Annotated in this window: 19 protein-coding genes; 12 read left to right on the forward strand and 7 right to left on the reverse strand. The window is 63.5% G+C overall.

What is annotated here, in order from left to right:
- A complete protein-coding gene (fahA, locus tag APH36_RS18345; RefSeq protein ID WP_060499740.1) occupies positions 1-1,293 on the forward strand; it encodes a fumarylacetoacetase in 1,293 nt (430 codons plus the stop codon).
- Between the two features lie 12 nt (positions 1,294-1,305).
- A complete protein-coding gene (gene maiA / locus APH36_RS18350; RefSeq protein ID WP_060499741.1) occupies positions 1,306-1,938 on the forward strand; it encodes a maleylacetoacetate isomerase in 633 nt (210 codons plus the stop codon).
- On the opposite strand, the gene APH36_RS18355 is transcribed toward maiA, so the two are convergent.
- Positions 1,932-2,738, reverse strand: coding sequence for a SirB1 family protein (locus APH36_RS18355; RefSeq protein ID WP_060499742.1), 807 nt, complete (start codon positions 2,736-2,738; stop codon positions 1,932-1,934). The genes maiA and APH36_RS18355 overlap by 7 nt on opposite strands.
- 123 nt (positions 2,739-2,861) lie before the next feature.
- Here APH36_RS18355 and APH36_RS18360 point away from each other — a divergent pair, with 123 nt between their 5' ends.
- Positions 2,862-3,881 carry a Glu/Leu/Phe/Val dehydrogenase dimerization domain-containing protein gene (locus tag APH36_RS18360; protein WP_060499753.1) on the forward strand — a complete coding sequence of 340 codons (1,020 nt, stop codon included), beginning with the start codon at positions 2,862-2,864 and terminating at the stop codon, positions 3,879-3,881.
- Between the two features lie 124 nt (positions 3,882-4,005).
- On the opposite strand, the gene APH36_RS18365 is transcribed toward APH36_RS18360, so the two are convergent.
- On the reverse strand, positions 4,006-4,269 hold the full coding sequence (locus tag APH36_RS18365) for a YebG family protein (protein ID WP_060499743.1): 264 nt from the start codon (positions 4,267-4,269) through the stop codon (positions 4,006-4,008).
- A 223-nt stretch (positions 4,270-4,492) separates the two neighbouring features.
- Here APH36_RS18365 and APH36_RS18370 point away from each other — a divergent pair, with 223 nt between their 5' ends.
- Entirely contained in the window at positions 4,493-4,963 is a 471-nt protein-coding gene (locus tag APH36_RS18370) for a phosphate-starvation-inducible protein PsiE (protein WP_016713487.1), read from the forward strand.
- A gap of 3 nt (positions 4,964-4,966) precedes the next feature.
- On the opposite strand, the gene APH36_RS18375 is transcribed toward APH36_RS18370, so the two are convergent.
- Entirely contained in the window at positions 4,967-5,257 is a 291-nt protein-coding gene (locus APH36_RS18375) for a DUF3509 domain-containing protein (protein ID WP_060499744.1), read from the reverse strand.
- A gap of 121 nt (positions 5,258-5,378) precedes the next feature.
- Positions 5,379-5,726 carry an HPF/RaiA family ribosome-associated protein gene (locus APH36_RS18380; RefSeq protein ID WP_060499745.1) on the reverse strand — a complete coding sequence of 116 codons (348 nt, stop codon included), beginning with the start codon at positions 5,724-5,726 and terminating at the stop codon, positions 5,379-5,381.
- Positions 5,727-6,068: 342 nt separating this feature from the next.
- On the opposite strand from APH36_RS18380, the gene APH36_RS18385 reads away from it, so the two are divergent.
- The 6 genes from APH36_RS18385 to APH36_RS18410 all read left to right on the forward strand — a co-directional run bounded on the left by APH36_RS18385 (position 6,069) and on the right by APH36_RS18410 (position 12,382).
- A complete protein-coding gene (locus APH36_RS18385; RefSeq protein WP_016713490.1) occupies positions 6,069-6,374 on the forward strand; it encodes a DUF3649 domain-containing protein in 306 nt (101 codons plus the stop codon).
- Positions 6,371-7,945 carry a PepSY domain-containing protein gene (locus APH36_RS18390; protein WP_060499746.1) on the forward strand — a complete coding sequence of 525 codons (1,575 nt, stop codon included), beginning with the start codon at positions 6,371-6,373 and terminating at the stop codon, positions 7,943-7,945. Before APH36_RS18385 ends, APH36_RS18390 begins: the two co-directional genes overlap by 4 nt.
- Positions 7,945-8,271: a DUF3325 domain-containing protein gene (locus tag APH36_RS18395; protein ID WP_060499747.1), complete on the forward strand. Its 327-nt coding sequence runs from the start codon at positions 7,945-7,947 to the stop codon at positions 8,269-8,271. The genes APH36_RS18390 and APH36_RS18395 overlap by 1 nt, the downstream gene beginning before the upstream one ends.
- A gap of 4 nt (positions 8,272-8,275) precedes the next feature.
- Positions 8,276-8,851: an RNA polymerase sigma factor gene (locus tag APH36_RS18400; RefSeq protein ID WP_060499754.1), complete on the forward strand. Its 576-nt coding sequence runs from the start codon at positions 8,276-8,278 to the stop codon at positions 8,849-8,851.
- Positions 8,848-9,834, forward strand: coding sequence for a FecR family protein (locus tag APH36_RS18405; protein WP_060499748.1), 987 nt, complete (start codon positions 8,848-8,850; stop codon positions 9,832-9,834). Before APH36_RS18400 ends, APH36_RS18405 begins: the two co-directional genes overlap by 4 nt.
- A gap of 157 nt (positions 9,835-9,991) precedes the next feature.
- Positions 9,992-12,382, forward strand: a complete 2,391-nt coding sequence (locus APH36_RS18410; RefSeq protein WP_060499749.1) for a TonB-dependent siderophore receptor — start codon at positions 9,992-9,994, stop codon at positions 12,380-12,382.
- Here APH36_RS18410 and APH36_RS18415 read toward each other — a convergent pair.
- On the reverse strand, positions 12,379-13,254 hold the full coding sequence (locus APH36_RS18415) for a helix-turn-helix domain-containing protein (RefSeq protein WP_060499750.1): 876 nt from the start codon (positions 13,252-13,254) through the stop codon (positions 12,379-12,381). The genes APH36_RS18410 and APH36_RS18415 overlap by 4 nt on opposite strands.
- A 185-nt stretch (positions 13,255-13,439) precedes the next feature.
- Here APH36_RS18415 and APH36_RS18420 point away from each other — a divergent pair, with 185 nt between their 5' ends.
- Positions 13,440-14,342 carry a DMT family transporter gene (locus APH36_RS18420; RefSeq protein WP_060499751.1) on the forward strand — a complete coding sequence of 301 codons (903 nt, stop codon included), beginning with the start codon at positions 13,440-13,442 and terminating at the stop codon, positions 14,340-14,342.
- 134 nt (positions 14,343-14,476) lie between these two features.
- On the opposite strand, the gene APH36_RS18425 is transcribed toward APH36_RS18420, so the two are convergent.
- Together APH36_RS18425 and APH36_RS18430 are read right to left on the reverse strand one after the other, a co-directional pair.
- Positions 14,477-15,451: a D-glycerate dehydrogenase gene (locus APH36_RS18425; protein ID WP_060499752.1), complete on the reverse strand. Its 975-nt coding sequence runs from the start codon at positions 15,449-15,451 to the stop codon at positions 14,477-14,479.
- 101 nt (positions 15,452-15,552) lie between these two features.
- Positions 15,553-16,500, reverse strand: coding sequence for a LysR family transcriptional regulator (locus APH36_RS18430; protein ID WP_016713499.1), 948 nt, complete (start codon positions 16,498-16,500; stop codon positions 15,553-15,555).
- A gap of 191 nt (positions 16,501-16,691) precedes the next feature.
- On the opposite strand from APH36_RS18430, the gene APH36_RS18435 reads away from it, so the two are divergent.
- A partial coding sequence (locus tag APH36_RS18435; protein WP_177337112.1) for a TolC family protein occupies positions 16,692-17,462 on the forward strand: 771 nt, incomplete at its 3' end.

Genomic DNA, 17,462 nt, shown 5'->3' on the forward strand with positions numbered 1-17,462 from the left:
ATGAACCACACTGCCAATGCCCGTAGCTGGGTCGAGCACGCCAACGGGCACTGCGACTTCCCGCTGCAGAACCTGCCGATGGGTATTTTCAGCCGGCCGGGTGAAGCCAAACGCTGTGGCGTGGCCATCGGTGACGCGATCCTCGACCTGGAAGCGGTGCTGGCTGCCGGCCTGTTCGACGGTGCTGCCAAGTCTGCCGTCGAAGCCACCCGCGGTGGCGCGCTGAACGCATTCTTCGCCTTGGGCCGCAGTGCCCGTGTGGCGCTGCGCGAGCGTTTGCAGGCGCTGCTTGGCGAGCACAGCGAGCACCAGTCGGCGTTGAAGCCGGCGCTGATCCCGGCCAGCGACTGCCAACTGCATGTGCCCGCGCAGATCGGTGACTACACCGACTTCTACGTCGGCATCGAACACGCCAAAAACGTGGGCAAGCTGTTCCGCCCCGATAATCCGCTGCTGCCCAACTACAAGTACGTGCCGATCGGTTATCACGGCCGCGCCTCCACCATCCGCCCATCGGGCACCAATGTGCGCCGGCCCAAGGGCCAGACCTTGCCGGCCGGGCACACCGAGCCGAGCTTCGGCCCTTGCGCACGACTGGACTACGAACTGGAGTTGGGCATCTGGATTGGCCAGGGCAATGACATGGGGCAGGCGATCCCGGTAGGCGATGCCGCCGAGCACGTGGCTGGCCTGTGTCTGCTCAACGACTGGTCGGCGCGCGATATCCAGGCTTGGGAATACCAGCCCCTGGGGCCGTTCCTGTCCAAGAGCTTCATCACCACCATTTCCCCCTGGGTGGTCACTGCCGAAGCGCTGGAGCCGTTCCGCTGCGCCCAGCCGGCGCGCCCGGAAGGCGACCCACAGCCACTGTCGTACCTGCTGGACAAGCGCGACCAGGCCGCCGGTGCCTATGATATCGAGCTTGAAGTGCTGCTGCTGACCCAGCGCATGCGTGAGCAGGGCGTTGCCCCACACCGCCTGACCCTGAGCAACACCCGCAGCATGTACTGGACCGTGGCGCAGCTGGTGGCGCACCACAGCGTCAACGGCTGCCAGCTGCAACCAGGCGATCTGTTCGGTTCGGGCACCTTGTCGGGTGCCACACCAGGTTCGTTCGGCAGCCTGCTGGAGATCACCGAGGGCGGCAAGCTGCCGGTGGAACTGGCCAGCGGCGAGGTGCGCAAGTTCCTCGAAGACGGCGACGAAATCATCCTGCGTGCACGCTGCACGCGCGACGGCGTGGCCAGCATCGGCTTCGGCGAATGCCGTGGCACGGTCATCGCGGCCAACTGAGGAGAGGCGGGCATGGAGCTGTACACCTATTACCGTTCCACCTCGTCCTACCGGGTGCGCATTGCCCTGGCACTAAAGGGGCTGGCTTACCAGCCCCTGCCGGTCAACCTGTTGCAGGGTGAGCAGCGTGGGGCGGGCTATGTTGCCATCAACCCACAGGGCCGCGTACCGGCCTTGCGCACCGATGGCGGTGAATTGCTGGTGCAGTCACCGGCAATCATCGAGTACCTGGAAGAGGTTTATCCACAGCCCGCGTTGCTGCCGGCCACGGCCGAGGCGCGTGCCAAAGTGCGCGGTGTAGCGGCAATCATTGGCTGCGACATCCACCCGCTGCACAACGTAAGCGTGCTCAACCGGCTGCGCCAGGCCGGGCAGGACGAGGGGCAGGTCAATCAATGGATCGGCCACTGGATCAGCCAAGGGTTGGCGGCAGTGGAGCAACTGATTGGTGATCAAGGCTTTTGTTTCGGTGATCAACCGGGGCTGGCGGATGTGTACCTGATCCCGCAGCTGTATGCCGCCGAACGCTTCAACATCGACCTGAGCAGCTTCCCGCGTATCCTGCGGGTTGCCGCACTGGCCGCCGGGCATCCGGCGTTCACCCAGGCCCACCCCGCCCAGCAGCCGGACAGCCCGGCTCAGTGAAGCGAACGGTTCGCCGCCGGAAGCTTGCCGATGCGTTCGGACAGCTTCAGGCGCTGGGCCGGATCTTCTGTCAGTAGTAGCGCATGCTCCAGGTCGAAGCGCTCGGCCTGTGGGCAATCCAGGTGCTGGTACAACGAGGCGCGGGTCATGTAGTCACTGACCTGCACCGGCCCCAACTGCATGACCCGTTCAGCATCGATCAACGCCGCCAGGTGGTTGTCGTTGCTGATGTGCAGCTGGCGCAGGTTGCGTGACAGGCGTTGCAGCATCTGCAGCGGGGTGGCGCTGCGCATGTGCTCGGCCGTCAGCGCAACATGCGGCCCGAACTGGCGGGCCAGCAGCTCACGGCAATCGTTGGGGTACAGGCGCCGGCCACCGCAGGGGTCGAGCAGGTGGTCGGCACCCGGTACACGCAGCAGGAAATGGCCAGGAAAGCCCACACCCTCCAGCGGAATGGACAGGCGCCCGGCCAGTTCCAGGGCGAGGATGGCCAGGGTCAGCGGTTGGCCACGGCGGCGTTGCAGCACCTTGTCCATCATCGCTGCTTGCTGGCGCAGGGGGTGGTACTCATCCTGCTGGAAGCCCAGCGCATTGAGCTGGCGCAGCAGCGGCTGGGCCAGTTCGCACAGGGGCAGCATCGGCAGGTTGGTGCTGATATCGCGCTGCAGGTCTTGCAGCACGGCAAGGCTGGCCGCGGGCTCGACACTCCGGTCGTGCTCGGCGGCAATCCACAATGCGGCTTCCAGCAGGGCGACAGGCTCGCGTTCCAGGCAGGCCAGGCAGGCTTGACGTGGGTTCATGGGGCTTCTCCACACACGCTTGAGTATTAGCCGTGGCGCGCGGTTTCGTCCAGTGGTCCGGCGGCGGCATCAGCTTCAGCGCGGTGCCTATACTGGAGGGAGCACCTTATGGGGGGCCTGTCGATGTTCGCTCTGATGCAAAGCACCCGTACCCAGTCCTTGCACCTGTTCAACGACCCGCCTACGGGCCTGAAAGCGGTTGTGGCGATCCACAGTGAGCAACTGGGCCCGGCCATGGGCGGGTGCCGGTACCTGCCTTATGCCGATGACGAAAGCGCCATGACCGATGCCATTCGCCTGGCCCAGGGCATGAGCTACAAGGCGGCGTTGGCGGGCTTGCCACTGGGCGGTGGCAAGGCGGTGATCATGCGCAACCCGCATGTGGAGAACCGCGCCGCACTGTTCGAGGCCTTTGGCCGCTTCATCGATACCTTGCACGGGCGTTTCATCATCGCCGTGGACAGCGGCACCTCGACCCTGGACATGGACTGCATTGCTCAGAGCACACCCCATGTGACCAGTACCACCGCATCGGGTGATCCCTCGCCACATGCGGCGATGGGGGTGTTCGCGGGTATTCGCGCCACCACCTCGTTCCGGCTGGGCAGTGATGACCTCAGAGGCCTGCGGGTAGCGGTGCAGGGCTTGGGCAATGTCGGTTTTGCGTTGGCGGAGCAACTGCATGCAGTGGGCGCGGAGCTGCTGGTCAGCGACCTGGACCCAGGACGTGTGCGGCTGGCGATGGAGCAGTTCGATGCCAAGCCTGTGACCAACGATGCGTTGATCAGCACCCCTTGCGACATCTTCGCCCCTTGCGGCGTGGGGCCGGTGCTGAACGGGCAAAGCGTGATGCAGTTGCGTTGTGCGGCGGTGGCGGGATCGGCGAACAACCAGCTGACCACCTTGCAGGTGGCCGACCAACTGGAGTCGCGCGGGATATTGTATGCGCCTGACTACGTGATCAATGCCGGTGGTTTGATCTACGTGGCGCTGACGCATCGTGGCGAGGATTTGGGCACCATCACCGCGCACTTGGCGCGGATACCGTCACGGCTGACCGAAGTGTTCGGCCATGCCCAGGCGGAGAAGCGTTCTCCGGCGCGGGTGGCGCAGATGCTGGCGGAACGGTTGCTTTACGGCTGAATGTTGATGTTGGCCTTACCGGCCTCTTCGCGGGCAAGCCTGCTCCCACAAGTACTCCACAGGCTTCAAGACTTGTGCAATACCTGTGGGAGCGGGCCTGCCCGCGAAGCAGGCGGCGCCGATCTCACTCGGCAACACCACCTTCCAGCAACTCGCCCAACGCATCCGGCTGGCTCTTGAACGCCCGGGCAAACACATCGCGGTTCTTGGCCATGTAGATACCGGCTTCCTCAACCTGCTGCTCAGTCAGCGACGGCACTGCCTTGTGCAGCACTTCGGCCAGGCGCTCGGCCAGTTCGAGCATCTTGTCGTGACGGTCTGCTTCGGCCTTATCCATGAACAAGCGCTCCGGGTCGCGGCTGCTGCGGTACACCACTTCGACGGCCATTCATCACCTCTATGCCTTTTTGCTGGTTGTGTTGCAGTTTACTGTATGCGCATACAGTAATGGCATTGCCATCATCACGCAACCTGATTCTTCAGCCTGGCCCACACGTGCCTTGCGGCAATCGGTCGCCTTCCAAGCCAAGGGCCTGGCCCTTTAACTGCATGGCACAAGCGTCACACCGGTGACGCATCATCCTTAAAGACGTATCGGGGAATGGAACATCGTGAACATCAAATGGGCAGACAAGCTACGCAAAGGCCTGCATGGTTCGGCCGACTCGCTGGGCAACCTGTGCGTCGAGGCCTTCCATTACCTGGCGCTGTTCGGCATTGGCGCGATTACCGCCTATGCGGCGGTGGTCACCTTCCTGGACATGCTCGGCAAGGGCGGGGTCAGTGTCGATGACATTCTGCTGCTGTTCATCTACCTGGAACTGGGGGCGATGGTGGGCATCTACTTCAAGACCAACCACATGCCGATCCGCTTCCTGCTGTACGTGGCGATTACCGCGCTGACCCGCCTGCTGATCGGCGATGTCTCGCACCACAAGGCGCCGGACGAAGGGCTGTTGTACCTGTGCGGGGGCATCCTGCTGCTGGCGTTCTCGATTCTGGTGGTGCGCTACGCTTCGTATCGCTACCCCTCGACCAAGGTGCTGGATGCCAACGGCAAGGAAGTGGAGGAGGGCAAGTAGCCCTCAGTTGGCAACGACGTGGCGCGGCTCGTGACGGGCGTCGCGGGTCAGCGCGGCCAGCACCTGCATGGGGTTCTGGCTGAATTCGATGGCCAGGCCCAGGCGAATGCTGTCGATCACCCGTTGCAGGCGCACCGGGTCGTTGCGCTGGGCCTGGGAGACGAGGCGCCTGGCGACCACACCGGCATCGTCGGACAGGGTCAGCATGATGCTGCCGTCGAGGTTTGTGATGCTGAGGTTGACCCGGTATTCGGGGGCGAATGCAGCACTGATTCGTTCGAATGGGTTGTTCATGCTCTTGCTTCTGCAGCGAATGACTGCAGAAGTTGACTGGCAACGCGGCGGGTTGGTTCACTGCCGTTGATCGCTACAAACAAAAACGCCCGGCTTCAGGCCGGGCGTTTTGCATTGCCGATCAGGCGTCTGGGTCACTCAGTTCCAGGGCGCCGCGCTTGCTGCGCAACTTGCCGTAGAAGTGTTCCAGCGCGTGGTTGAGCTTGGTGGCGGCACCGTCGACTGCCTGGTCCAGCGAAGTGGCGATGTGGGTCACGGAAATCGGTTGGTGGCCTTTTGGGCGAGCCTCCATCTGGCAGCGTTTGTCATGCGGTCCGGGCTTGGCGCCGTTCTCGTCGCGCAGGTGAACCTCGATGCGGGTGAGGTCTTCCTCGTACCGTTCCAGCGAGTTCTGCAGTGTGCTGCGGACCCACTGATCCAGCCGGGCGTTGCCTTCGAAATGGTTGCTGCTGTTGACCTGGATTTGCATGATTCAATCCTTATTCAGCTTGCTCGCATGGAGGCGCGCCTAGGCCCTTGAGACCCTTGGAATTTCTGCGCCTCTTGACTCTAAGGTCAGGCAACTGCGGAATGAATTCAAGCCCTTTTTGAAAATAAATTTCTTGTTGCAAAAGGGGGCTACAAAGCGGCCCCCCATTTGCTGCAGGTCAGAATTCGCGTTGCGTGCACCACCGGCGCGGACGCGGTAGTAAGAATTTTTCGCATTTTAGGGGTGGCCGTCTGTTTCGGCAAACGTCACCTGTCAGCAGGCTTTGCTTATGAGAATTGAAATCATTAGTATTGCAGCCCCGAAAACGCCCGGACCTTCGCCATGACGCGCAAAACCGCCGGCCTCCCGCTCAGTTACCGGCTGGGCGTTGCCTCACGCAGCCTGGCCGCGCTGCTGGGCGGCTATTTGCTGGCGTCGATGGCCAGCGTCTGTATTGCCTTGGTGGCGCCGTTGCCCAAGGTCGATGCCACGCTCACCGGCCTGTTGCTGTCGTTCGTCTTCTACCTGCTGGCGTTCATCTGGTGCTTCGCCTGCCGCAACGCCTGGCGTGCCTGGCTGGGTGTACTGGCGCCAAGCCTGTTGTTGGGCATGATCAGCGGCGTCGCCTACTGGATGAAAAACCCATGAAAGAAGGCTTTCGCCAGGCGATGGCCTGGCTGCACACCTGGACCGGCCTGATCTTCGGCTGGCTGCTGTTCGCCATCTTCCTCACCGGCACGCTGTCGTATTTCAAGGAAGAAATCACCCACTGGGCGCAGCCCGAAGTGCGCAGCCATGCCCTGGATCCGCTCAACAGCCTGGGTGTGGCCCAACGTTACCTGCAGGACAATGCCGGGCATTCGGGCACCTGGTTCATTCGCATGCCCAACGCGCGCGAGGCCGCCTTGAGCGTGGGCTACCGCGACCCCAATGGCGGGCCACGCGGGTTCGTGAGTAAAACCCTCGATACCCAGACCGGTCAGCCGGTTGAAGCGCGCGACAGCCGCGGTGGCGAGTTCTTCTACCGCTTCCACTTCCAGCTACAGATGCCTTACCCGTTCGGCCGATGGCTGTCGACCTTCTGCGCGTTCATCATGCTGTTGGGGCTGGTCACCGGCATCATCACCCACAAGAAGATCTTCAAGGAGTTCTTCACCTTCCGCCCCGGCAAGGGCCAACGCTCCTGGCTGGACGGGCACAACGCGATCGGAGTGCTGGTGCTGCCATTTCACCTGATGATCAGCTACAGCAGCCTGGTGCTGTTCATGTACATGGTGATGCCGGCGGGGATCATGGCCAGCTATGGCAATGACACCGACAAGTACTTCAACGACCTGTTCGGCCGCGACGATGCGCCCAAGGCGGCCCATGTGGCTGCACCGCTGGTGCCGTTGCCCAGCCTGTATGCCCAGGTGCAGGCACTGCAACCCGGCGCGCGTATTGGCAACATCCAGGTGCAGAACCCGGGCGACAGCAATGCCCGCGTCACCTTCACGCAATCGTCTGCCGACCATGTGGCGTATCGGCGCAGCGCCAACTGGACCTTCGATGGCGCCAGTGGCGAGCTGCTGAGCCAGGGCAAGCCAGAGAGCGGGGCAATGATGACCGCCTTCAGTTTCGCCGGGCTGCACATGGGCAACTTCGCGGGGCCTTGGTTGCGCTGGCTGTACTTCTTTTTTGGTGTGGCCGGTACTGCGGTGATCGGCACCGGGTTGGTGATGTGGCTGGGTAAGCGCCAGCTCAAGCACGCCAAGAGCGAGCGCATACCGGGCGAGCTGCGCCTGGTCGAGGTACTCAATATCGCCAGCATGAGCGGCTTGCTGCTGGCGGTGGCAGCTTTCTTCTGGGCCAACCGCCTGGTCCCGATAGGCTTCGAAGGCCGGGGCGACTGGGAGGTCAATGCCTTCTTCATCGTCTGGGGCCTTTCGCTGGTGCATGCGTTACTACGCAGCGGGCGCAGGGCCTGGGGCGAGCAACTGGCGTTGGGTGCGCTGGCCTTTGCCTTGCTGCCACTGCTCAACGGCCTGAGTACCCACCGCGGGCTGAACCATTCGCTGCTGGAGGGTGACTGGGCCATGGCCGGCTTCGACCTGACTGCCCTGGCCACCGGCCTGTTCCTGGCTTGGCTGGCCGGCAAGATGCTGCGCAGCCCCAAGCCGGTTGCCAAGCGCCCACGCGCAGCAAAAAAGCCGGGCACTGAAACAGCGGAGGCGAGCTGATGCTGGGTAACGCACTGATCGCATTCGCAGGTTTTGTCGCCCTGTGCCTGGCCATGGAAAAACACTTCAGCGACCTGCTCGGGCGCAAGCCGCGCCCTGGGCAGTTGCGGCTGTTGCGTATCGCCGGGTGGTTGCTGCTGATGCTGTCGCTGGTCCTCAGCGTGCACCTGCGTGGTTGGGCCCATGGGCTGGTGGAGTGGACGGCGGTGATAATGGCCGGGGTAACCCTCTGGGTGTTCGGCTTGCCTTACCAGCCGCGGCTGCTGCTGGGCCTGGCCGCCGCCAGCGTGGTGCTCGGCCCGTTGCTGGCCGTGTTTGCCGCGTGAAGCCGTGAGCGAGCAGGGGGACATCATCGAGCCCGACGCCGACAGTGCCGGCGGGCGTGCCCGTTTCGTCCAGGTGTTCCAGGCCCAACGGGCACGCATGGAAGCCTTGGTCAGCCGGCGCGTCGGCTGCCGCGCCACGGCATCGGACCTGGTTCAGGAGCTGTTTTTGCGCTTCTGGCGGCGCCCCGAAGTGAAGGTCGAGGCGCTGGACACCTACTTGCTGCGATGCGCTGGTAATCTCGCCATCGACCACCTGCGCAGTGAAGGCAGCCGCGAACGCGTGGCCGAAGCCGCGTTGCCGGTGGATGAAGTGGCCACGGCCCAGGCGCCAGAGCAGGCCCTGGAAGTGGACCACGACCTGCAACGCATCGAAGCCGCCTTGCGTGCATTACCCGAACGCACCCGGCAGATCTTTCTGCTCAACCGCATTCACGGCTGCAAGTACGGCGAAATCGCCAAGGCCATGCAACTGTCCCAGAGTGCCGTGGAAAAGCATATGATGCGCGCCCTTGAAGCGTGCAAGGCCAGTGTTGCCGAGCCCGCGCCCATTCCACGCCGGCCAGGGAGCGCCCGTCGATGAGCAGCATGCCCCCGATTACCGAGGCGCAATCCCAGGCCGCCCTGCAGTGGCTCAGCCGCATCAACGAGCAGCCCGCGCAAGCCGAGGGGGCGGCGTTCAAGCGGTGGTTGCTGGCCGACCCTGTTCACCGCGCCGCCTACGAACAGGCTCAGCTGTTGTGGCAGAAAAGCGCCGACCCTGCGCAGCGGTTGGCCGACGAAGAACAGCAAGCCTTGCAACGCTACCTCGATGCCATGGCCAGGCCGCCGGCCCGTGGTCCGTGGCGGCATGTGGCGGCGGTGTCGATGGCGATGGCGGCCTGTCTGGTGCTGGCCGTGGGTGTTGCCGGTGGTTGGCACCCGGGGTACTGGTTGCAGGACCTGCAGGCTGACTACGGCAGTGTCGGGCAGATTCGCCAGGTGACCTTGGCTGACCACTCGCAGGTCACGCTGGATGCCGGTAGCGCCATTGCTGTCGATTTCGCCAAGGGGGAGCGCCGTGTGCGGTTGCTTCATGGCGCGGCGTTTTTCCAGGTGACGCATACCGGCGAGCCGTTCCTGGTCGAAGCTGCCGGTGGCGAAGTTCGAGTGCTCGGCACCCAGTTCGAAGTGCGCGAGCAGGGGGAGGGCGCCCAGGTGACGGTACGCAGTGGGCGTGTGGGGGTTAGCCCTGCGCAGGGCACGTTGGCGCGTGAACTGACTGCCAACCAGCAGGTGAACTACAGCGCAGGCAGGTTAAGCGACACCCAGGCGGTGGATAGTGAAAACCGCCTGGCCTGGCGCCAGGGCTGGTTGAATTACTACCAGGTGCCACTGGCGCAGGTGGTGGAAGACCTCGGGCGCTATTACCCGGGGCGCATTCTGTTGCTGGATGGTGAACTGGGGCAGCGCAAGGTCAGCGGCAGTTTCCCAGTAGGCGAACCGTTGCTGGCGCTGGATTCGCTGGGCAAGGTGATGGGCTTTTCTCGGCAGACCGTGTTGGGGCGGTTGACCTTGATTCAGTAGTTGCCTGTCCGGGCCTCTTCGCGGGCAAGCCCGCGAAGAGGCCGGGGCGGGCAAAAATATTTTTCAATCAACGGGTGAGGTAACAGGACGTGGCATCCGTGTAATGAGTGGAAGTGCGATTCATTCGCAGTCATCACCCTCTCACAGGTCAGCGTCCATGAAGTTCACCCCGCGTTGCGTCCCTCTCTGGTTCGGCCTTGCCATGCTCCCGGCCGTTGCTGTCGCTCCCCTGGCCAGTGCCGCCGAGCAACAGCAGACCTATGCCTTCGCCCAGCCGGCCCAGCCCTTGGCCCAGGCGCTCAACGCCTTCAGCCGCACCACCGACCAGAGCGTGGTCTACACCCTGGAACTGCCGGGTGTGCAGGCACCGGCACTGAACGGCCGATTCAGCGCCGAACAGGCCCTGCAACAGCTGCTGGGCAACGCCGGGCTGGCCTGGCGCCGCGTCGATGCACGCACGCTGACCCTCGAAACCGCAGACACCTCCGGCGCCCTCAACCTGCAGGCCACCACCGTGACCTCGCAAATGGACGTGTACAGCTATCAACCGCCGGCCACCGCCTCGATCATGCGCGGGCAGGGCCCGAACCAGGACATTGCCCAGGCCATCAACGTGGTACCGGCTCAGGTCATCCGCGACCAGGCCCCGCGCAACCTCGACGATGCCCTTTACAACGTCAGTGGCATCACCCAGGGCAACAACTTCGGCGGCACCTCCGACACGGTGATGAAGCGCGGTTTTGGCGACAACCGCGACGGCTCGATCATGCGCGATGGCATGCCCATCGTGCAGGGCCGCAGCCTCAACGCCAGCACCGAGCGGGTCGAGGTGCTCAAGGGCCCGGCCTCGCTGCTGTACGGCATCCAGGACCCGGGCGGGGTGATCAACGTGGTCAGCAAGCGCCCGCAACTTGAGCAATACAACGCCCTGACCGTGCGTGGCTCCACCTACGGCAGCGGCAAGAACGGCAGTGGCGGCGGGTTCGACAGCACCGGCGCGCTGGGCGACAGCAACTTCGCCTACCGCCTGATCGTCGACCACGAAGACGAAGACTACTGGCGCAACTACGGCGTGCACCGCGAATCGTTGGTGGCGCCGTCGCTGGCCTGGCTAGGTGAAGACACCCAGGTGGTACTGGCCTACGAGCACCGCGAGTTTCGCTCGCCCTTCGACCGCGGCACCGCGTTCGGCAACAACGGCCACCCGCTGAACATCCCCGCCACGCGGCGCCTGGACGAGCCGTTCAACGACATGGAAGGGCGGTCTGACCTGTACCGCCTGGAAGTCGACCACCAACTGGCCGATGACTGGAAGCTGCACTTTGGCTACAGCTTCAACCGTGAGACCTACGATGCCAGCCAGGTACGCGTCACGGGCGTGAATGAAGAGACCGGCACACTGTCGCGAAGCATCGATGGCACCCACAACGCCATGAGCCGTGACCAGTTCGCCACCTTGAGCCTGGCGGGCAACGTGGAAGTGACCGGTATGCAGCACGACCTGCTGTTCGGCGTTGATCATGAAGACCGCAAGATCTTTCGCGGTGATCTGATCCGCCAGACTGCGCAGTCCACGTTCAGCTATGTAAATCCGGTGTACGGCCAGGAAGTGGAAGGCACCACAGTAAGAGCCAGTGACAGCGACCAGACCGACAAGCTGCGCACCGATGCTGTGTTCGTGCAGGACGCGTTGCACCTGGATGATCACTGGATTCTGGTGGCCGGTGCCCGATTCCAGCAATTCGACCAGTACGCAGGCCGTGGCCGTCCGTTCACGGCCAATACCGATAACAGCGGCCAAGCCTGGGTGCCGCATGCCGGCATCGTCTACAAGTTCGATGACCAACTGTCGTTCTATGGCAGCTACAGCGAGTCGTTCAAGCCCAACTCCAGCATCGCGCCGCTGACGGGCGGCGTGGTGCTGGACGCGTCGGTTGCACCCGAGGAAGGGAAGTCGTGGGAGCTGGGCGCCAAGCTAGACATGCCCGGCCGCCTGACCGGTACCCTGGCGCTGTTCGACATCACCAAGCGCAATGTGCTGGTTTCCAGCTTTGATGCCACCACCAAAGAGACGGTGTACAGCAACGCCGGCGAGGTCAGCTCGCGTGGCGTGGAGCTCGACCTGACGGGGCAGCTGAGCGAGCACTGGAGCCTGATTGGCAGCTACGCCTACACGGACGCCAAGGTCACTAAGGACCCGGCCCTGCAAGGCAACCGCTTGCAGAATGTGGCCAAGCACAGCGGTTCGCTGTCGGCCGTGTACGACTTCGGCAGCCTGTTCGGGGGCGACAAGCTGCGTATGGGCGCGGGGGCGCGTTATGTGGGGGAGCGGGCGGGCAACTCGACCAACACCTTCGACCTGCCGTCCTATACCGTGGCCGATGCGTTCGCCAGCTACGAGACCAAGCTGGATGAGCACAACGTGCGCTTGCAGCTGAATGTTAAGAACCTGCTCGACAAGGTCTACTACAGCTCGGCGGTGAACCAGTACTTTGTGGCGATTGGGGATGCGCGGCAGGTCAGCTTATCCAGCACCCTGGAGTTCTAGTCAGCGAAGGCCGCTCGATAGTCGCCAGGTGTTGCTCCAATGGCCTGGCGAAACCGGTTGCTGAAATGGCTGGCACTGGCAAACCCGCACATCAAGGCAATTTCCCCCAGCGGCATTTCCCCCAGCCGCAACAGCCCACAAGCCCGGTGCAGCCGCCGGGCCAGCAGGTACTGGTGTGGCGGTAGCCCGAAACTGGTGCGGAACATGCGCGCAAAGTGGTATTCGGACAGGTTGCAGCGCAAGGCCAGTTCACCCAGGGTAATCGGCTGGTCCAAGTGCGCCTCGATGTACTCGACCATCTGCCGGCGCAGGTTTGGCGCCAGCCCGCCCTTCAGGCGCAGGCCTTGGCGCAGCCCGACCTGGCTGAGCAGCGCATGGTCGACAATCTCGTGTGCCAGGCTGCTGGCCAGCAGGCGCTCGCCGGGCTCGTCCCAGTCCAGGGTAATCAGTTGGCGAAAGCGCGCGGCCTGTTGCGGGTCGTCGAGAAAGGTCGCTTCCTGCAACTGCAGTTCACGCGGCTCCCGGTCGAGTAGGCGCACGCAACCCAAGGCGAACTGCGCCTCGCTGAGATACAGGTGCGCGAGGCGGATTCCACCATTGACCACCCAGTTCGATTCCTGCCCGGCCGGCATCACGCACAGCTTGCCCGGCGCGCCCTTGTCGGCCGGGCGCTGGCGGCGGAAAGTGCCGGTGCCGTCGGCGATGTAGCACGACAGGGTGTGATGGGTCGGTGCCTGATAATCGCGGGCATCATCCCGGTTGCTCCACAACGCCGCTGCCAGCCCATCGCCCAGGTGCGCGCTCAGCTCCAGCCGGGCGTGGGGCGAGGCGTGCATGGCGTTGAACACTTGCAGCTGCGTGAGTGGGGTCATGGGCGAATCCTCTTGCCTGTCATCGTACTGCGGCTGTGGTCGAGTGACATCCATCAGGGCAAGAAAAGCGCAAGTTTGTGCAAGCGGGCAAACGCTGATCGGAAGAACACTGGCGATCCCTGTGGGAGCGGGCTTGCCCGCGAAGCGCCGGGCACCGATCTTGAAAGGCCCAAGGAACCACCGCCATGAACCTGTCACTGTACCTGCTCACCGTCCTGATCTGGGGTACCACCTGGATCGCCCTGAAGCTCCAGCTGGGGGGGGTCGCCATCCCGGTCTCGATCGTTTACCGCTTTGCCCTGGCCGGGCTGATCCTGTTCGCCATCCTGCTGCTCACCCGCCGCCTGCAACCCATGAACCGCCGCGGCCACCAGATCTGCCTGGCCCAGGGCTTGTGCCTGTTCTGCGTCAATTTCATGTGCTTTCTCACTGCCAGCCAGTGGATTGCCAGCGGTCTGATCGCCGTGGTGTTCTCTACTGCAACGCTGTGGAACGCACTTAACGCACGGATTTTCTTCGGCCAGAAAATCGCCGCCAATGTACTGGGCGGCGGTGCGCTTGGGCTGCTCGGCCTGGGGCTGCTGTTCTGGCCAGAGCTGTCGCACCATGCGGCCAGCCGTGAAACCTTGTACGGCCTTGGTTTGGCCTTGCTCGGCACGCTGTGTTTCTCGGCGGGCAACATGCTGTCGAGCATGCAGCAGAAGGCCGGGCTCAAGCCCATGACCACCAATGCCTGGGGCATGGTCTACGGGGCGATGATGCTGGCGATGTATTGCCTGGCCAGCGGTATTCCTTTCGACATGGAATGGAACACCCGCTATATCGGGTCGTTGATGTACCTGGTGATACCGGGTTCGGTGATCGGCTTCACGGCCTACCTGACGCTGGTCGGGCGCATGGGGCCGGAGCGGGCGGCTTACTGCACGGTGCTGTTCCCGTTGGTGGCGCTGAATGTGTCGGCGGTGGCCGAGGGGTATCAGTGGACTGCGCCGGCCTTGTTGGGGCTGGTGGCGGTGATGGCGGGGAATGTGCTGGTGTTTCGCAAGCCCAAGGCTCGGGTGGCTGAGGACGTTGTGCTGGCCAAATAGGTAATGTGCTGCCTGCACCGGCCCTTTCGCGGGTGAACCCGCTCCCACAGGTACACCACAGCCCTCAGGACCTGTGCAATACCTGTGGGAGCGGGTTTACCCGCGAAGAGGCCAGTACAGGCAACGAATATCTATCAGCCCTTCCAAACCTGCGGATTCACCAGATCCCGCGGCCGCTCACCCAGCAGTGCCGCACGCAGGTTGTCTATCGCCCGGTTGGCCATGGCCTCTCGGGTTTCGGCAGTAGCCGAGCCGATGTGCGGCAAGGTCAGCGCGTTAGGCAGCTTGAACAGCGGCGAATCGCTCAGTGGCTCCTTCTCGTACACATCCAGGCCAGCCCCACGGATAGTGCCGTTTTGCAGCGCTTCGATCAGCGCCGCTTCGTCTACCACCGGCCCGCGCGCGATGTTGATCAGGAAAGCGCTCGGCTTCATCAGCTTCAGCTCTCGCGCACCGATCAACTTGCGGGTGGCCTCGGACAACGGCACCACGATCACGACGAAGTCCGCTTCTGCCAGCAACTGCTCCAGGCTGCGGAACTGCGCCCCCAGCTCTTGCTCCAGCGTGGTTTTACGGCTGTTGCCCGCGTAGATGACCGACATGTTGAAGCCAAAGCGACCACGGCGGGCAACGGCTGCGCCGATGTTGCCCATGCCGACGATACCCAGCGTCTTGCCGTGTACATCGCTGCCAAAGTGCGCCGGGCCCACGGTGGCCTGCCAGTTGCCGGCCTTGGTCCAGGCATCCAGTTCGGCGGTACGGCGGGCGCAGCCCATGATCAGCGAGAAGCCCAGGTCGGCGGTGCTTTCGGTCAGCACATCCGGGGTATTGGTCAGGGCGATGCCGCGTTCGTAGAAGTAGTCCAGGTCGTAGTTGTCGTAACCGACCGACACGCTGGACACCACCTCCAGCTTGCCTGCGCCTTCAAGCTGGGCGCGACCGAGCTTGCGGCCAACGCCGATCAGGCCATGGGCCTCGGGCAGGGCTTCGTTGAACTGGGCGTTTATGTCGCCGAGCTTGGGGTTCGGCAAAATCACGTTGAAGTCTTGCTGCAGGCGCTCGGCCATGGCCGGGGTGATACGGCTGAAGGCCAGGACGGTCTTTTTCATCGGGCAACTTCCACAAGAAAAGCTACAAGCTACAAGCTTCAAGTCACAAGAAAAAGCCGTACCTGCTCCGGTCTGCCTTTTCTTGCGGCTTGCAGCTGCTACTAGTTGGCGATCAGCACCTGATGGGTTTTCAGGTCCGCCTCATGGGCCGCGAGAATCTCCGGCAGGGAATTGCGCAAGTACTCGACCCAGGTCTTGATCTTGGCATCCAGGTACTGCCGCGACGGGTAGATGGCGTACAGGTTCAGCTCCTGCAGGCGGTACTCGGGCAGCACCCGTACCAGGCTCCCATCACGCAGGCCGTCGATGGCCGAGTAGATCGGCAGCACGCCCACGCCCATGCCGCTGCGGATCGCGGTCTTCATGGCATCGGCGGTGTTCACCATGAACGGCGAGCTGGTGATGTTGACCATCTCCTGGCCTTCCGGCCCGTCGAACAGCCACTTTTCGAGCGGGATCACCGGGCTGACCATGCGCAGGCAGGCGTGCTTGAGCAGGTCGGCCGGCTTTTGCGCGCTGCCGTGGCGGGCGATGTAGCCGGGCGAAGCGCAGACGATGCTGTAGGTGATGCCCAGGCGTTGGGACACGAACCCCGAGTCGGGCAGTTCGGTGGCCAGCACGATGGACACGTCATAGCCTTCGTCGAGCAGGTCGGGCACGCGGTTGGCCATGGTCAGGTCGAAGGTCACGTCCGGGTGCGATTCGCGGTAGCGGGCAATGGCATCGACCACGAAGTGCTGGCCCACCCCGGTCATGGAGTGCACCTTCAGCTGCCCTGCGGGGCGCGCATGGGCGTCGCTGGCCTCGGCCTCGGCTTCTTCCACATAGGTAAGAATCTGTTCGCAACGCATCAGGTAGCGCTTGCCGGCCTCGGTCAACGCAATGCGGCGGGTGGTACGGTTGAGCAGCCTTGTTTGCAGATGGGCTTCCAGGTTGGAGACCGCCCGCGACACGTTCGCGGTGGTCGTATCCAGTTGTGCCGCCGCAGCGGTGAAGCTGCCTAGCTGGGCTACGCAACTGAAAGCACGCATGTTTTGCAGGGTGTCCATGGGTCACTCTCGATGTAGAGGACAAAATTGTGTCACGAAGTAACGATAAAAAGCTGAAAAGTTGCCTTCGACCAAAGGCGGATTATCGCTGTTTTGGTAACAAAGATTCGCAGGAATCTGCGCTTATCGCCAGTGCTGCCGCCCCCTAGAATTGCCCGGCCCCTTCACCTCTTCCTCGGGAAATCGCAGCTGTGCCGCGTCGCATCATCAGAACGCTCAATGCGTTCAGTGCCTGTGCCCTTGCCCTCACCTTGAGTGGCTGTATCGGAACCTGGGGCATCGCCCCGCAAAGCAAGACGCTGCAAGCCAATACCTTGACCACCGACGCGGCCATACGCGAAGCCGCGACAGATGCCCACTGGCCCGACCAGCAGTGGTGGCACGCCTATGGCGACCCCCAGCTGGACCGCTGGGTGGCCCTGGCCGTAGCCGGCAGTCCAAGCCTGGCCATGGCCGTCGCGCGGGTGCGCGAAGCCAAGGCCATGGCGGGTGTGGTCGAGTCGGCGGAAAAACTGCAGGTCAATGGCCAGGCCACGCTCAAGCGCCACAACTGGCCTGAAGACCAGTTCTACGGCCCTGGCGCGCTGTCTGGCGCCAACACCTGGGACAATAACGCCGCCTTCGGTTTCAGCTACGCCCTCGACCTGTGGGGCCGCGAACGCAATGCCAGCGAGCAGGCCGTGGACCAGGCGCACATGAGTGTGGCTGAGGCCCGCCAGGCGCAGCTGGAACTGCAAAACAATGTGGTGCGGGCCTATATCCAACTGAGCCTGCATTTTGCCCAGCGCGACATCGTCAAGGCCGAACTGCAGCAGCAAGAGCAGATCCTGGCCCTGGCCAAGCGCCGCCTGGACGCGGGCATCGGCACCCATTTCGAAGTCAGCCAGGCCGAAGCGCCGCTGCCGGAAACCCACCGCCAGCTCGACAGCCTCAACGAAGAAATCGCCCTGACCCGTAACCAA

The organism is Pseudomonas sp. NBRC 111133 (genome assembly GCF_001320605.1).
Classification (GTDB): domain Bacteria; phylum Pseudomonadota; class Gammaproteobacteria; order Pseudomonadales; family Pseudomonadaceae; genus Aquipseudomonas; species Aquipseudomonas monteilii.

Coding starts and splice junctions, on each gene's coding strand:
- fahA (WP_060499740.1), top strand. CDS start 1: ATGAACCACACTGCCAATGCCCGTAGCTGGGTCGAGCACGCCAACGGG.
- maiA (WP_060499741.1), top strand. CDS start 1,306: ATGGAGCTGTACACCTATTACCGTTCCACCTCGTCCTACCGGGTGCGC.
- APH36_RS18355 (WP_060499742.1), bottom strand. CDS start 2,738: ATGAACCCACGTCAAGCCTGCCTGGCCTGCCTGGAACGCGAGCCTGTC.
- APH36_RS18360 (WP_060499753.1), top strand. CDS start 2,862: ATGTTCGCTCTGATGCAAAGCACCCGTACCCAGTCCTTGCACCTGTTC.
- APH36_RS18365 (WP_060499743.1), bottom strand. CDS start 4,269: ATGGCCGTCGAAGTGGTGTACCGCAGCAGCCGCGACCCGGAGCGCTTG.
- APH36_RS18375 (WP_060499744.1), bottom strand. CDS start 5,257: ATGAACAACCCATTCGAACGAATCAGTGCTGCATTCGCCCCCGAATAC.
- APH36_RS18380 (WP_060499745.1), bottom strand. CDS start 5,726: ATGCAAATCCAGGTCAACAGCAGCAACCATTTCGAAGGCAACGCCCGG.
- APH36_RS18385 (WP_016713490.1), top strand. CDS start 6,069: ATGACGCGCAAAACCGCCGGCCTCCCGCTCAGTTACCGGCTGGGCGTT.
- APH36_RS18390 (WP_060499746.1), top strand. CDS start 6,371: ATGAAAGAAGGCTTTCGCCAGGCGATGGCCTGGCTGCACACCTGGACC.
- APH36_RS18395 (WP_060499747.1), top strand. CDS start 7,945: ATGCTGGGTAACGCACTGATCGCATTCGCAGGTTTTGTCGCCCTGTGC.
- APH36_RS18405 (WP_060499748.1), top strand. CDS start 8,848: ATGAGCAGCATGCCCCCGATTACCGAGGCGCAATCCCAGGCCGCCCTG.
- APH36_RS18410 (WP_060499749.1), top strand. CDS start 9,992: ATGAAGTTCACCCCGCGTTGCGTCCCTCTCTGGTTCGGCCTTGCCATG.
- APH36_RS18415 (WP_060499750.1), bottom strand. CDS start 13,254: ATGACCCCACTCACGCAGCTGCAAGTGTTCAACGCCATGCACGCCTCG.
- APH36_RS18420 (WP_060499751.1), top strand. CDS start 13,440: ATGAACCTGTCACTGTACCTGCTCACCGTCCTGATCTGGGGTACCACC.
- APH36_RS18425 (WP_060499752.1), bottom strand. CDS start 15,451: ATGAAAAAGACCGTCCTGGCCTTCAGCCGTATCACCCCGGCCATGGCC.
- APH36_RS18430 (WP_016713499.1), bottom strand. CDS start 16,500: ATGGACACCCTGCAAAACATGCGTGCTTTCAGTTGCGTAGCCCAGCTA.